The following is a 12,701-nucleotide window of genomic DNA, read 5'->3' on the forward strand; positions in this document are numbered from 1 at the left end:
CACCACCACGTGGTCGGCGATCTCGGCGACCACGCCGAAGTCGTGCGTGATGAACAGCACCGCGGTGCCGTTCTCGGTCTGCAGCTCGCGGATGAGCTTGAGGATCTCCGCCTGCGTGGTGACGTCCAGCGCGGTGGTGGGCTCGTCGCAGATCAGCAGCGCGGGCTTGAGGATCAGCGCCATGGCGATCATCACCCGCTGGCGCTGGCCGCCGGAGAGCTGGTGCGGGTACGAATCGAAAATGCGCGCGGGCGAGGGCAGGCGCGTGCGCTCGAAGATGTCGAGGATGCGCGCGCGGCGCTCGGCGCGGCCGAGCGTGGTGTGCACGGCGAGCATTTCGTCGAGCTGCTCGCCGCAGCTCATCACCGGGTTGAGCGCCGTCATGGGCTCCTGGAAGACCATGGCCATGCGCTCGCCGCGCACGCGGCGCAGGCGCTCCGCGGGCATGGCGAGCACGTCCTCGCCGAGCAGGCGCACCTGGCCCCGCACGGGCTTCACGGACGGCGGCAGCAGGCGCATCACGGTCTGCGCGATGACCGACTTGCCCGAGCCCGACTCGCCCAGCAGGCAGGTGGTGCGACCGGCGAAGACCTCGAAGGAGATGCGCTCGACGGCGTGCGCGCGGTCGGCGTTGGCGGGCAGGCGCACGGTGAGGTCCTGCACGCTGAGCACGGGCTGCACGCCCTGGATGTTCTGAGGGGAGGTGTGGCTCATGCTCAGTCTCCCCGGCGGCGCAGCTTGGGGTCGAGCGTGTCGCGCAGACCGTCGCCCAGGATGTTCACGGCCAGCACCGTGAGCGCGAGGAAAGCGCCCGGGAACAGGACGTGCTGCGGGTGCTCGTTGAAGTTGACCCGGCCCTCCGACATGATGTTGCCCCAGGTCGGGATCTCCGGCGACAGGCCGATGCCGAGGAAGGACAGGATGGCCTCGACCAGCATGGCCGAGCCGCAGACGTAGGTGGCGTGCACGATCAGCGGCGCCACCGCGTTGGGCAGCACGTGGCGCCACAGCACCTTCCAGGTGGGCGTGTTGAGCGCGATGGCGGCCTCCACATAGGGCTCCTCGCGCACCGAGAGCACGATGGAGCGCAGCAGCCGCGCCACGCGCGGGATCTCGGGCAGGGTGATGGCCAGCACGATGGTCCACAGGCTGGCGCGGAACATGGACACCAGCGCGATGGCCAGCAGGATGTTGGGGATGGCCATGAAGCCGTCCATGAGCCGCATGAGCGCGCCGTCTAGGCGGCGGAAGTAGCCCGCGAGCAGGCCGATGAGGCCGCCGCCGAGCACGGCCAGCACGGCCACCGCGAAGCCCACGAACAGCGAGATGCGCGCGCCATAGGCCACGCGGCTCCAGGTGTCGCGGCCGAAGCCGTCGGCGCCCATCAGGAAGAAGTGCTCGACCGATTCACCCGACAGGTCGGTGAAGGGCGCGCGCGTGCCGGGCGCGAGGTTGATGCTGGCGGGGTCGATGGCGGCCGGGTCCACCGTGCCGAGCCAGGGCGCGGCCAGGGCCACGACGGCCAGCACGCCCAGCGCGGTGGCGCCGATGCGCACGGCGCCATTGGCGCGCACCAGGCGCCAGGTGGAAGGGCGCGCCGAGGGCGAGGGCGCGTCCGCCGCCGTGTCCGGCGGAAGGTGGCGGGAATCGAGGGTCATGGTCATGCGGGTCGCTCAGTAGCGGATGCGCGGATCGAGCAGCACGTAGCTCAGGTCGATCAGCAGGTTGATGAGGACGTAGACCACCGAGAACAGCAGGATCACGCCCTGGATGACGGGGAAGTCGCGCGAGAGCACGGCGTCGACCGTGAGCTGGCCCAGGCCGGGGATGGCGAACACGGTTTCGGTGACGACCACGCCGCCGATCAGCAGCGCGATGCCGATGCCGATGACGGTGACGATGGGCACGGCCGCGTTGGCCAGGGCGTGGCGCACCAGCACCGCGCGCTCGGCCAGGCCCTTGGCGCGCGCGGTGCGCACGTGGTCCTCGGTCAATGCCTCGGACACGGCGGCGCGCGTGACGCGCGCGATGAGCGCGGTGTAGACCAGCGAGAGCGTGATCGCGGGCAGCACGAGCTGCGACAGCCAGGGCCCCACGCCGTGGGACAGGCGCGAGTAGCCCTGCACCGGCAGCCAGCCCAGGTGCAGCGAGAAGACCCAGATCAGCGCGTAGCCGATGACGAACACCGGCACCGAGAAGCCCAGCACCGAGAAGCCCATGAGCGCGCGGTCGAGCCAGCCGCCGTGGCGCGCGGCGGCGATCACGCCCAGCGGCACGGCGATCAGCACGGCCAGCACGATGGTGAGCGCGGCGAGCGAGAGCGTGGGCTCCAGGCGCTGCGCGATCAGCGTGGCCACGTCGGTCTTGAAGTAGTAGGACTCGCCCAGGTTGCCGCGCAGCAGCTCGCCCACCCAGTGCAGGAACTGCGCGGGCAGCGGGCCCTCGAGCCCCAGGCTCTGGCGCACGCGCGCGATGTCGGCCTCGGTGCCCATGTCGCCCACGATGAGCGCCGCGGGGTCGCCGGGCGCCAGGCGCAGGATGAGGAAGACGAAGACCGCGACGAAGAGAAGGACCGGCAGCGTGGACAGCAGCCGGCGCAGGATGAAGGAGGCCATGGCGTGAAGCGGCGCGGTGGCCTCAGGGCTTGCTGATGTTCCAGTAGACGTTGGTCGAGCCCACGAGCACGCCCTGGACCGCGCCCTTGCGGAAAGCCACGGGGCGCAGCAGCTCGCCCATGGGCGCGAAGGCGCCGATCTCGTAGGCGCGCACCTGGATGTCCTCGGCCAGTTGCTTGCGCTGGGCCTCGTCGCCGGCGCGCGCGAAGGCGGCGCGCAACTGCTCCAGGCGCTCATCGCTGGCCCAGCCGAACCAGCCGGCCTCGCCGTTGGCCGACAGCGGCGCGTAGTTGATCGGGTTGAGCGCGTCCTCCGAGCCCCAGTAGGTGACGAAGGCGTTCCAGCCGCCTTGCTCGGCCGGCTCTTTCTTGGCGCGGCGCGCCACCACCGAGCCCCAGTCCATGGACTTCATGTCCACGGTGAAGCCGCCCTGGCGCAGCAGTTGCGCCACCACCGGCGGCAGCTTGGCCAGGGAGCTGTTGTCGGTGGCGTGCAGCAGCACCACGGGCTGGCCCTTGTAGCCGGCCTGCTTGAGCAATTCGCGCGCCTTGGCGAAGTCCGGCTTGGCGCTCATGCCCAGGCTCTTGCTGGAGGCCAGCGGCGAGCCGCAGGGGTAGACCGACATGCAGGTCTTGTAGAGCTCGGGGATGCCGACCTGGGTGCGCAGCAGCGCGTCCTGGTTCATGGACAGCATCGCGGCCTGGCGCACGCGCACGTCGTTGAAGGGCGGCACCAGGTGGTTGAAGCGCAGCAGGTACTGGCCACCCGCGGCCGCGGCCACGGTGAGCTTGGGGTTCGCCTTGAGGGCCTTGTAGTGCTCGAAGGGCACGGACTCGAGCATGTCCACCTCGCCGTTGACCAGGGCGTTGACCTGGGTCTGCGCGTCCCTGAGCACCACCCATTCCACGCGGTCCACCTTCACCTGCTTGCCGCCCGTGGTGCCCGAGGGCGCTTCCTTGCGCGGCACGTACTTGTCGTTCTTCACGTAGACCGCGCGCTCGCCGGGGCGGAACTCGTCGGCCTTGAACACGTAGGGGCCCGAGCCGATGTGCTCGGCGATCTGCTGGTCGGCCGGCGTCTCGGCCAGGCGCTTGGGCAGGATGAAGGGCACCAGCGACGAAGGCTTGCCCAACGATTCGAGCACCGCGCCGTAGGGCTCGTTGAAGTTCAGCCGGAAGCTGTTGGCCGACATGGCCTCGGCCTTGGCGAGCGCGCCGTACATGCGCTGGCCCATGGGGTCGCGCTTGGCCCAGCGCGCGAGCGAGGCGAGCACGTCCTCGGCCGTCACGGGCTGGCCGTCGTGGAAGGCCAGGCCGGGGCGCAGCTTGAAGGTCCAGGTCTTGCCGTCGGCGCTGACGGTGTGTGACTCCACCATCTGCGGCTGGATGCGGCCCTGCGCGTCGGTGCCGAAGAGCGTGTCGTAAATCATGTAGCCGTGGTTGCGCGTGACCACGGCGGTGGTCCAGGTCGGGTCCAGCACCTTCAGGTCGGACGAGGGCACAAGCCGGAAGGTGCTGCCGGCCGCGGGGGCGGACTGTGCCGTGGCGGGCGCGGCGGCCATGACGAGGGCGGCGCCAAGGGCGCAGGCGAGCGTGAAACGACGCGTGGTGGGCATGGGAACTCCTGGGGTAGCGCCGTTCAACGGCGGCATCGACATCCATCTGGTGCACTGTCCGGGTGCGTGATCCGGAGCGCGGCCAGGCCTGAACGGTGTCAAGCAATCAATATGCCACGTTGAACAATTAGTTTATTGTTCACGCGACAATTGAATTATTGTCCTTGGAACAGGAGCCGGATGACAGGGGAAACCCTGGGTGTACGATCGCCCCGCCCCTTCAGCCACCGCTTTTCGCGCACCACACATGCCACCTGCCGCCTCCACCAAGGCGCCCCGCAAGACCGCGGGGCGGCCAGTGAACAGCACCATCACGCACGAGCGCATCGTGGCCGTGGCCCTGGAGCAGATCGACCGCGTCGGCATCCACGCCTTCAGCCTGCGCGACGTGGCGCGCTCGCTGGACGTCTACCCCAGCACCATCTACTGGCACGCCGCGTCCAAGGACGCGCTGCTGGCCGACGTGTCGAACCTGGTGATGGCGGGCGTGGTGCCGCCGCGCGGCGAGGGCGACTGGCGCGACTGGATGCGCAAGCTGTTCAACCGCTACCGCAAGTCGATCCGCAAGCACCCCAACGTGGCGCAGCTCATCGGCGCGCAGCTCGCCTCCAACGCGAGCCTGAGCATCGCGCTCATCGAGGGCGTGATCGACGCGCTGCTGGAGGCCGGTGCCACCGAGGCCAACCTGCGCGAGGCCTACAACTGCGTCATCTCGGCCATGATGGGTTTCATGACCATGGAGCTGGCGCCCCTGCCCACCGACGACCCCGAGGGCTGGGCCGCCGCGCTGGAAGCGCGCGTGCGCTCCGTCGACCCGCTGGCGCACCCCACGCTGGTGCGTTACCTGCCGCTGCTGGCCAACAAGGCCTTCATCCTGCGCTGGCAGAACGGCAGCGAGGTGCCGCTCAACAGCAGCTTCGACGCCCACGTGGAGATCTTCCTCGCGGGCCTGCAGGCCTTCCTGCAGCGGCCGGCGGGCTCAGGCGCCTGAGGGCGGGGCGCTGGCGCGCCGGGCCGCGTAGGCCACGAAGAAGCCGAGGCTGGCCGGGTTCTGCATCGCGTCGGGGCTGGCCACCGTGTCGGGGGCCGCGCCCAGCAGCAGCTTGCGCACCGGCACTTCCATCTTCTTGCCGCTGAGCGTGCGCGGGATGTCGTCGACCTGCAACACCTCGTTGGGCACGTGGCGCGACGAGGCCTTGCGGCGGATCTGGTCGGTGATGCGCTGGCGCAGCGCATCGTCCAGCGTGAGGCCGGGCTGCAGCACGACGAACAGTGGCATGAACGAGGGGCGGCCCAGGTACTCCAGGTCGACGACCAGGCTGTCGCGCACCTCGGGCAGTTCCTCCACCACGCGGTAGATCTCGGCCGTGCCCATGCGGATGCCGAAGCGGTTGATGGTGCTGTCGGAGCGGCCGTAGATGACCGAGGTGTGGCGCGGCGTGAAGCGGATCCAGTCGCCGTGCCGCCAGACGCCGGGGAAGGTGTCGAAGTAGCTCTCGCGGTAGCGGCGCCCGCCCTCGTCGTTCCAGAAGCGCACCGGCATGGAGGGCATGGGCTGGGTGATCACCAGCTCGCCCACCTCGTCGACCACGGGCTGGCCGGCGTCGTTGAAGGCGAAGGCCGCCACGCCCAGTTCGGCGCACTGGATCTCGCCGGCGTGCACGGGCAGCGAAGGCGCGCAGGCCACGAAGCCCGAGGCGATGTCGGTGCCGCCGCTGATGGAGGCCAGCCACAGCTCGGGCTTGATCGCGTCGTAGGCCCAGTGGTAGGCGTCCACCGGGAGCGGCGAGCCGGTGACGTTGATCGCGCGCAGCTGCGCCAGGGCGCCGATGTCGCGCGGGCGCAGACCGTCTTTCTTGGCCGCGATGAGGTAGGCCGCGCCACAGCCGAAATGCGACACGCGCTGCTCGTCGATGAAGCGCCACAGCGCGCCGGGGTCGGGCCAGTTGGGGTTGCCGTCGTAGAGCACCACGCTGGCGCCCGTGAACAGCGCGCCGAGCTGGAAGTTCCAGACGATCCAGCCGGTGCTGCCGAGGAAGAGCAGGCGGTCGCCGGAGCGCAGGTCGTGCTGCAGCGCGCAGGTCTTCAGGTGCGTGAGCACGATGCCGCCGTGGCTGTGCACCATGGCCTTGGGCAGGCCGGTGGTGCCGGAGGAATAGACGATCCACAGCGGGTGGTCGAAGGGCACGCGCTCATAACGCGGCGCGGCGGGCGTGGCGATGCAGTCGGCCCAGTCGAGTCGGTCGCGCCAGGCGGGCGGGGCGGGACGTGCCGGCGACTGTGCTTGTGTCTGTGCCTGTGTCCGTGCCTGCAGGGGGCCGGGCACCTGCACCACGTGGCGCACGCTGGGCAGCGCGGCCAGCAGTTCCTCCACTTGTGGCGCGCGGTCGTGCTGCTTGCCGTTGTAGCTGTAGCTGTCGGTGGCGAAGAGCAGTCGGGGTTCGATCTGGCGCAGCCGGTCGAGCACCACGGTGGGGCCCATGTCGGGCGCGCAACTGGACCAGATGGCGCCGATGCTCGCGCAGGCGAGGAAGGCGACCACGGTCTCGACGCGGTTGGGCATGTAGCTGGCCACGCGGTCGCCGGGGCCGATGCCCTGCGCGCGCAGGAAGGCGGCCAAGGCTGCGGTGTCGCGCTCGAGTTCGGCCCAGGAAACCTCGCGCGGCGGCGCGTCCTCGCTGCGCGCGATCAGCGCGGGGCGCTCGGCGCTGGCCTGGCGAAAGATGTTCTCCGCGTAGTTCAGCCGGGTGTTCGGAAACCACGACGCGCCAGGCATCTCGCGCTGGCCCAGCACCGGCGTGAGCGGGCCCTCGCCCAGCACGTCGAAGTAGGTCCAGATCGATTGCCAGAAGCTGTCGATGTTCTCGATCGACCAGCGCCAGAGCTGGTGGTAGCTGGTGGTGTGGACGCCGTGCTCGCGGGCCAGCCAGGCCTGGTAGTCGGCCAGGCGGCTCGCGGCGACCTGTTCGGCCGAGGGGGTCCACAGGAGTTGGCCGTAGCCGTCGGAGGAGGCGTCTGCTTGCATGGGCGTGAGGAGGAAAACGGTGCGCACGATTCTGGGCAGCCCTGGGTATGCTCACAGTTCGCACGATGACAATTGCACCAAAAACGCCCACGCTCGACGGGCTGCTCGCGCAGTCGCCCTGGTTTCGCGCCCTGCCGCCGGCCGTGCAGGCCGATGTGCGTGCGGGACTGCTCGAGCAGGCGGTGCCGCTGGGCGAATCGCTGGGCCGACGGGGCGAATTGCCCGGCCACTGGTACGGCGTCATCGACGGGCTGTTCAAGTGGTCGGTGTCGTCGGCGGACGGCCGCACGGTGTCGCTGGGCGGGCAGCTCGGCGGGAGCTGGTTCGGTGAAGGCACGCTGATCCGCCAGAAGCCCCGCAACGCGGACGTGATCGCCCTGCGCGACAGCCGCGTGGCGCTGATGCCGCGGGAGCTGTTCCAGTCGCTGCGCGACACGCAGCCCGCCTTCAACGAATTCCTGCTGCGCCAGATCAACGAGCGCCTGCACTGGTTCATGGACAAGCACGTGGACCACAGCCTGCTCGACACGGATGCCCAGGTGGCGCGCGCCCTGTGCGGCCTGCTGCACCCGCTGCACAACCCCAGCGAATCGCCGCAGCTGCGCCTGTCGCAGGAGGAACTGGCCAGCATGGCCGCGTTGTCTCGGCCGCGCTGCAACCAGGCGCTGAGCCGCATGCGCGCCCGCGGCTGGATCCGCACCGGCTACGGCGGCATCACGCTGCTGGACGTGGACGCGCTGCTCAAACTGGGCAGTTGAGCGGCGCCCCCGACGGCCCTCACGGCTTGGGACGGGCCTTCCTGGCCTTGGCGGCGGGCGCCGGCTTGAGCCGGGCACTCGCTTCGTCCAGCCACAGCAGCGCGTCGGCGTGCGCCATGAAGCGGCGCAGGTAGTCGGGCGAGAGCTCGCTCAGCAGGCCCAGGGTGCGCAGCACCAGCCGGTGCGGGTTGAGTGGCCCGGGGTTCTCGGGGCCGCGTTCCAGGGCCTGCTGCACCTCGTCCTCGGCGTGCAGGCGCTCCCAGGTTTCGCGAAAGGCCTGCGCGCTGCGCAGCTCGGTGCGCGCATCCGGGCGCTGCCCGGTCACGGTGGCGATGTGCCGGTTGAGCTGGGCCAGGACGCTGACCTGGGTGGCGCTGGCCGTGCGCGGGCCCGCGCCGTGGCGGGGCCGGAGGGCCTCGTCCGGCTCAGTCACGCGCGCCTGCCCTGGCCTCGCGGCCGGCCTTGGGGACGGGAGCCATCTCCACGCGGCGGTTGAGCGCGCGGCCCTTCTCGTCGTCGTTGGAGGCCACGGGTTGTTCGGCACCGAAGGCGGCGCTGAACACGCGCTGGCGCGGCATGCCCTCCTCGATGAGGGCCCGCGTGACGGTGAGCGCGCGCTGGGCCGACAGCTCCAGGTTGTCGGCGAAGCGCTGGTTGCCGGCCTGCACCGGGCGGTCGTCGGTGAAGCCGCTGACCATGAGCATCTCGTCGCGTTCGCCCAGGTACACCTGCAGCGGCGGCACCAGGCTGCGCAGGATCTGCCGGCCCTCGGGCCGCAGCTCATCGGAGTTGAGCGCGAACAGCACGCTGCCGCTGATGCCGATGCGGCCGTTGTCCAGCGTCACGCGGCCGTTCTGCAGGGGAATGGCCAGGGCCTTTTCCAGGGCCATGCGGCGCTGCTCCTCCTGCTCGCGCTTGCGCACCTCGGCCTGCAGGCTGTTCACCAGGTCCATCTGCACCACCAGCACGCCCACCAGGATGAGCACGAAGGCGCCCACCAGGCCGGACATGAGGTCGCCGAACACGGCCCACACCGGGGCGTGGTGCTCATCGCCCTCGTCGCCGTCGATGGGGCGCTCGTCCAGGCCGGCCATCATGCGGCCTGCCTTCCCACGGGCTGGGCGCGCAGGCGGCGCAGGTCTTCCACGATGCCCTGCTGCGCGCTGATGCTGAGGTCGATGACCTCCCGGGCTTGCGCGACGTAGTAGGCGAGTTGTTCGTCGCTGCGCGCGATGGACTGCGTGACGGCACTCTCGACGCCGCGCAGGCTGTCGATGAGCTTTTGATTCGTGGCGCTGAACTGTTCCATCCCGTGGCCGAAGGCCCGGCCCAGGCTGGCCAGTTCGACCGCGCTGGTGTTCACCTGTGCGGCCACGTCTTGCGCGCGAACGGCGTGCGCGCCCACCGTGTCGGCGAACTGGCGGCCCACCTGGTCGAGCACCGCGCCGGCCGAGGCAACGAGCGACTCGATGGCGGCCGCCTGCTCGCCCGTGCCCTGCTGCACGCGTTGCAGCAGCGATTCGATGTGCTGCAGCAGCGCGCCGCGTTCCTGCAGCGCCTGCTGATCGCGCTGAGCGAGCTGGGCCATTTCCTCGCGCCGCTGCGCGACCAGCTCGCTCGCGGCCCGGGGCGCTTCGGCGGCGGTGGCGATCAGGCGCGCCATCGGCGCTTCGAACGCGGTGGACAGGTCGGCGAGTTGGCGTGTGTGCTGCTCGTTCAGCCGGCTCTGCTGATCGCTCATGGCGCTCTGCAGCTCGGCCAGACGCTCGCGGTGGTCCGCCTGCGAGCGGTCCAGGGTTTCCTGCACGCGCTGCATGAGCGCGTCGCTGCGCTGCTCGAAGCCGCTGCCGACGGCCTGCATAAGGGACTGCAGCGAGGCGTTCACGCGCTCGTGGTGGCGCGTGGTCTGCTCGACGATGGCACCCATGGCCTGTTCCACCGCGCTGTGCAGGTTCTGCGCGGCGCTGCGGGCGCTGGCGTCCAGGCTTCCCTTGAGCGATTGCTCGACCGAGCGGGCGAGCGCCTGGTAGGCCTCGCCCGAGCTGTCCAGGAAGCGCGCCTGGCGTGCGAGCAGTTGCTCGTCGAGCTGCTGGCCCCGGCGCTCGACCTGCTCCACCAGGGCCTGCAATTGCGTGACCACGGCGGGCAGGGCCTTGGCCTGCTGCTGCAGGGCGTCGATGGTGGCCTGGCGCTGGTGGGCGAGCGAGAAGGGCCGCAAGGTGTCGGCCACGCGCGCGTCGAGCTGGCGCGACACCTCGGCGCGCTCGCGCCGGGCGATGGCCGACATCAGGCCCAGCATGGCCGAGGTGGCCACGCCCACCACCGAGGTGCCGAAGGCCAGGCCCAGGCCCTTGATGGGCGCTGCCAGCGCCGCGCGGATGGCCTGCAGATCGGCCGAGCCTTCGAGCGTGAAGACCACGCCTTTGAAGGTGAGCACCATGCCGAGGAAGGTGCCCAGCATGCCCAGCATCACCAGCAGGCCGATGAGGTAGGGCGTGAGCGCCAGGCCGGGCAGGGCGCCGCGCTCGCTCTCGATGCGCTGGCGCACGCCGTGGCGCAGGCCGGCGGGCACGCGGGCCAGCCAGTCGCCCAGCGCGGCCTGGGGCTCGGGCGCCTGCTGCAGCGCGGTGGCCAGCCCGGCGGTGTCGTGGCGGTAGCGGTGGAGCTCGAGAGCGCCCAGCAGGAACACGCCGCCGATGAGCGCGGTCATGACGAGCGCGGTGGCGCTGGTGCCGATGAAACCGGCACCGATCCACAGGACGGACAACAGGCCGAGGACAAAGGCGGCGGCGAAGAACGTGCGGTTCAGGAGGGGGCGGTTCATGGGTGTCTGTTCAGGGCGACGCGCTGGCGTCGGCAAGCGCTTCGAGGAGGCCGGTCACGGGCTGCAGGCGCAGGTCGAGTTCGGCCACCAGGGCCTGCTGCAGCTCCTGCTCGAAGGGCGCGGGCCAGTGGTCGGGTTGGGTCTGGCGCAGTTGTTCGAAGCGCGCCTTGAGGAAGGCCGGCGCGCCGGAGAGAAGCCGTTGCTCACGCCCGCCGAGCAGGCGCTCCAGCGTGGCGTCCAGCGCGGCGAGCCGCGCCAGCCGCGGCGAGGTGGCGGCCAGGGTGTGGCGCACATGGGCGCGAAACGGCTCGATGGCGGTTTCCATGCGGCGCTGCTGGTCGAGGCAGCGCTGGTGGTGGGGGGAAAAGGCGCTGTCCTCGGGGTCGACCGGCCGCGCGGGGGGCGCTGCGATGCCTTGCCGCAGCGTGGCGCGCAGGCCTTGCAGCGCCGCTTGCAGATCGGCCACGCCGGCCCGGGGGGCCGCAGGACGCGAGGCCAGGGCCGGCAGCGCCTGGTGCGCCGCGTGCAGGGCGATGGCGTCGCGCACGTCCAACCACCCGCCCAGGCGCTCGGCGAGGTCCTGGCGCGCGGCGTCGGGCGGCGCGGGCAGGTAGCCGGCGAGCTGGCGCACGAGGGCGGAGCGGTGGAGAGGGCGGCGCAAGAAAAAGCTCGGGACGGCGGCGGCAAACCCGGCATTTTCCATCACCGGCGCCGCACGGCCGGCCACCGGGCATGGCGGTTGCCGGCGGTAACACCTTTCCCCGCAACGCCCGTGACGCCATGACCACCGTCCGCAAGGGCCAGGCCGCGCCCCCGCTCGACCGCGAGACCTTCGGCCGCCGCTTCCGCGCCGACTTCTACGACCCGGCCTTCGAGGCCGAAGCGCCGGCGCTGGCGCGCCTGGAGGCAATCGCCTGGCAGGCCTACGACGAAGGCCGCAAGGCGCCCCGCACCCACCCGGCCGGCCCGGGCTACGCCGATCCGTCCTACGAGCTGTCGGACGAGTGGCGCGAGACCAAAGAGCGGCTGGAGGCCGCCCAGGCGCGCTGGCGCGACCCGGCCACGCTGTCCCGCGCGCTGGTGGTGTGCGGCTCCGCGCGCAACGACGGCACCTGCCCGGGGGAGATGTCGAAGACCTTCCGCCTCACGCGCATCGTCCGCGAGGCACTGGTGTCCGAGGGGATCGACACCGACCTGCTCGACCTGAGCGAGCTCACCTCGGGATACGGCCGCCACATCCACCCGTGCAAAGGCTGCGTGGCCACCGCCATGCCCCTGTGCCACTGGCCCTGCAGTTGTTACCCGAACCACGCCATGCGGCAGACGGGGGACTGGATGGCCGAGATCTACGAACGCTGGGTGTCGGCGCATGCGGTGGTGATCGTGACGCCGGTGTACTGGTACCAGAGCCCCAGCCCCTTGAAGCTGATGATGGACCGCCTTGTCTGCGCCGACGGCGGCAATCCCGACCCGACCCGCACGCACGGCAAGGACGCGGCCAGGGCCAAGGCGGTGGAATTGGCGGGGTGGGACTACCCTCAGCACCTGGCCGGCCGGGTCTATGGCGTGCTGGTGCACGGCGACGTCGGCGGTGCCGAGGACACCCGGCGCCTGCTGTCGGACTGGCTCGACTGGATGGGCCTCATCGATGCGGGCATGCAGGCGCGGCTGGACCGCTACATCGGCTACTACCAGCCCTACGCGGACAGCCACGAGGCCCTGGACGCGGACCAAGGCCTGCAGCAGGAGGCCCGCCACGTGGGCCTGGCCGTGGTGCATGCGGTGCGGGCATTGCGCGCGGGCACCTTGCGGCGCGCCACGGCCACGCTGAGGCGGCCACGGCCCAAGTGAGGCCGGCCCCGGC

At 71.0% G+C, this 12,701-nt stretch carries 12 protein-coding genes; 3 read left to right on the forward strand and 9 right to left on the reverse strand.

The window, feature by feature from the left end:
• The 4 genes from VLG41_RS16380 to VLG41_RS16395 all read right to left on the reverse strand — a co-directional run.
• Nucleotides 1-714, reverse strand: a 714-nt coding sequence (locus VLG41_RS16380; RefSeq protein WP_325350459.1) for an ABC transporter ATP-binding protein, incomplete at its 3' end; no start/stop codon positions are given.
• Between the two features lie 2 nt (nt 715-716).
• Nucleotides 717-1,664, reverse strand: a complete 948-nt coding sequence (locus tag VLG41_RS16385) for an ABC transporter permease (RefSeq protein ID WP_325350460.1) — start codon at nt 1,662-1,664, stop codon at nt 717-719.
• Nucleotides 1,665-1,673: 9 nt separating this feature from the next.
• Nucleotides 1,674-2,615: an ABC transporter permease gene (locus VLG41_RS16390; protein ID WP_325350461.1), complete on the reverse strand. Its 942-nt coding sequence runs from the start codon at nt 2,613-2,615 to the stop codon at nt 1,674-1,676.
• Nucleotides 2,616-2,637: 22 nt separating this feature from the next.
• Complete coding sequence (locus VLG41_RS16395) at nt 2,638-4,230, reverse strand: ABC transporter substrate-binding protein (RefSeq protein WP_325350462.1); 1,593 nt, start codon at nt 4,228-4,230, stop codon at nt 2,638-2,640.
• A gap of 247 nt (nt 4,231-4,477) precedes the next feature.
• Between VLG41_RS16395 and VLG41_RS16400 the strand changes: the two genes are divergently transcribed.
• A complete protein-coding gene (locus VLG41_RS16400) occupies nt 4,478-5,221 on the forward strand; it encodes a helix-turn-helix domain-containing protein (RefSeq protein ID WP_325350463.1) in 744 nt (247 codons plus the stop codon).
• Here the strand turns inward: VLG41_RS16400 and VLG41_RS16405 are convergent.
• Nucleotides 5,210-7,255, reverse strand: coding sequence for an acetoacetate--CoA ligase (locus VLG41_RS16405; protein WP_325350464.1), 2,046 nt, complete (start codon nt 7,253-7,255; stop codon nt 5,210-5,212). The genes VLG41_RS16400 and VLG41_RS16405 overlap by 12 nt on opposite strands.
• 65 nt (nt 7,256-7,320) lie before the next feature.
• On the opposite strand from VLG41_RS16405, the gene VLG41_RS16410 reads away from it, so the two are divergent.
• Nucleotides 7,321-8,013, forward strand: coding sequence for a Crp/Fnr family transcriptional regulator (locus VLG41_RS16410; protein ID WP_325350465.1), 693 nt, complete (start codon nt 7,321-7,323; stop codon nt 8,011-8,013).
• Between the two features lie 19 nt (nt 8,014-8,032).
• On the opposite strand, the gene VLG41_RS16415 is transcribed toward VLG41_RS16410, so the two are convergent.
• The 4 genes from VLG41_RS16415 to VLG41_RS16430 are packed head-to-tail and all read right to left on the reverse strand — an operon-like array spanning nt 8,033 to nt 11,498.
• Complete coding sequence (locus VLG41_RS16415; RefSeq protein WP_325350466.1) at nt 8,033-8,446, reverse strand: DUF2894 domain-containing protein; 414 nt, start codon at nt 8,444-8,446, stop codon at nt 8,033-8,035.
• Nucleotides 8,439-9,107 carry an OmpA family protein gene (locus tag VLG41_RS16420; protein WP_325350484.1) on the reverse strand — a complete coding sequence of 223 codons (669 nt, stop codon included), beginning with the start codon at nt 9,105-9,107 and terminating at the stop codon, nt 8,439-8,441. The genes VLG41_RS16415 and VLG41_RS16420 overlap by 8 nt, the downstream gene beginning before the upstream one ends.
• Nucleotides 9,107-10,837 carry a hypothetical protein gene (locus VLG41_RS16425; RefSeq protein WP_325350467.1) on the reverse strand — a complete coding sequence of 577 codons (1,731 nt, stop codon included), beginning with the start codon at nt 10,835-10,837 and terminating at the stop codon, nt 9,107-9,109. Before VLG41_RS16425 ends, VLG41_RS16420 begins: the two co-directional genes overlap by 1 nt.
• Before the next feature lie 10 nt (nt 10,838-10,847).
• Nucleotides 10,848-11,498, reverse strand: a complete 651-nt coding sequence (locus VLG41_RS16430; protein ID WP_325350468.1) for a DUF3348 family protein — start codon at nt 11,496-11,498, stop codon at nt 10,848-10,850.
• Nucleotides 11,499-11,617: 119 nt separating this feature from the next.
• On the opposite strand from VLG41_RS16430, the gene VLG41_RS16435 reads away from it, so the two are divergent.
• On the forward strand, nt 11,618-12,688 hold the full coding sequence (locus tag VLG41_RS16435; RefSeq protein WP_325350469.1) for a flavodoxin family protein: 1,071 nt from the start codon (nt 11,618-11,620) through the stop codon (nt 12,686-12,688).
• Nucleotides 12,689-12,701: the final 13 nt, after the last annotated feature.

The sequence above is a fragment of the Hydrogenophaga sp. genome, from assembly GCF_035481345.1.
In the GTDB taxonomy this organism is placed as follows: Bacteria; Pseudomonadota; Gammaproteobacteria; order Burkholderiales; family Burkholderiaceae_C; genus Hydrogenophaga.

Coding starts and splice junctions, on each gene's coding strand:
- VLG41_RS16420 (WP_325350484.1), bottom strand. CDS start 9,107: ATGGCCGGCCTGGACGAGCGCCCCATCGACGGCGACGAGGGCGATGAG.
- VLG41_RS16390 (WP_325350461.1), bottom strand. CDS start 2,615: ATGGCCTCCTTCATCCTGCGCCGGCTGCTGTCCACGCTGCCGGTCCTT.
- VLG41_RS16385 (WP_325350460.1), bottom strand. CDS start 1,664: ATGACCATGACCCTCGATTCCCGCCACCTTCCGCCGGACACGGCGGCG.
- VLG41_RS16425 (WP_325350467.1), bottom strand. CDS start 10,837: ATGAACCGCCCCCTCCTGAACCGCACGTTCTTCGCCGCCGCCTTTGTC.
- VLG41_RS16400 (WP_325350463.1), top strand. CDS start 4,478: ATGCCACCTGCCGCCTCCACCAAGGCGCCCCGCAAGACCGCGGGGCGG.
- VLG41_RS16405 (WP_325350464.1), bottom strand. CDS start 7,255: ATGCAAGCAGACGCCTCCTCCGACGGCTACGGCCAACTCCTGTGGACC.
- VLG41_RS16410 (WP_325350465.1), top strand. CDS start 7,321: ATGACAATTGCACCAAAAACGCCCACGCTCGACGGGCTGCTCGCGCAG.
- VLG41_RS16395 (WP_325350462.1), bottom strand. CDS start 4,230: ATGCCCACCACGCGTCGTTTCACGCTCGCCTGCGCCCTTGGCGCCGCC.
- VLG41_RS16435 (WP_325350469.1), top strand. CDS start 11,618: ATGACCACCGTCCGCAAGGGCCAGGCCGCGCCCCCGCTCGACCGCGAG.